Here is a 676-nt window from a genome sequence, read left to right as displayed (position 1 = left end):
CGATAGCGTCCCGGCCAGCGGCAACGGTGCCAGTGTCACCTTCGTGCCCAACGCCAACTGGAATGGCACCACCACCTTCGAGTACGCCTCGGTGGACAACGATGGCCTGGAGGACGCCACTCCGGCCACCGGCACCATCACCGTCACCTCAGTCAACGACGCACCGGAGACCCATGCGGCCAGCGGTTCCGGCAACGAAGACTCCGCCGGTATCCCGGTCAGCCTCAGCGGTTCCGATACGGACGGCACCGTCGCCAGCTTCGTGATCAAGTCGCTGCCGGCCAACGGCACCCTGCTGCTGAACGGTGTCGCCCTGGCCATCGGCGACAGCGTGCCGGCCAGCGGCAATGGCGCCAGCGTCACCTTCGTGCCGAATGCCGGTTGGAATGGCACCGCGACCTTCGACTATGCCGCAGTGGATAACCAAGGCCTGGAGGACTCCACTCCGGCCATTGGCACCATCACCGTCACCTCGGTCAACGACGCGCCGGACACCCTCACAGCCAGCGGTTCCGGTAACGAAGATTCCGCCGGTATCCCGGTTGCGCTCAGTGGTTCCGATGCGGACGGCACCGTCGCCAGCTTCGTGATCAAGTCGCTGCCCGCCAACGGCACCCTGCTGCTGAACGGCGTGGCGCTGGCCATCGGCGATAGCGTCCCGGCCAGCGGCAACGGT

1 protein-coding gene is annotated in these 676 nt (G+C 66.6%); it reads left to right on the top strand.

What is annotated here, in order from left to right; all coding sequences use genetic code 11:
- Window positions 1-676: Ig-like domain-containing protein (locus tag E8E91_RS00040; protein ID WP_280374021.1), on the top strand; the 676-nt coding region annotated here is incomplete at both ends.

This window comes from Pseudomonas sp. BN515, from assembly GCF_029873155.1.
Classification (GTDB): Bacteria; Pseudomonadota; Gammaproteobacteria; order Pseudomonadales; family Pseudomonadaceae; genus Metapseudomonas.
Note: the sequence above shows the minus strand (reverse complement) of the source record. Positions and strands in the feature narration are given on the sequence as shown.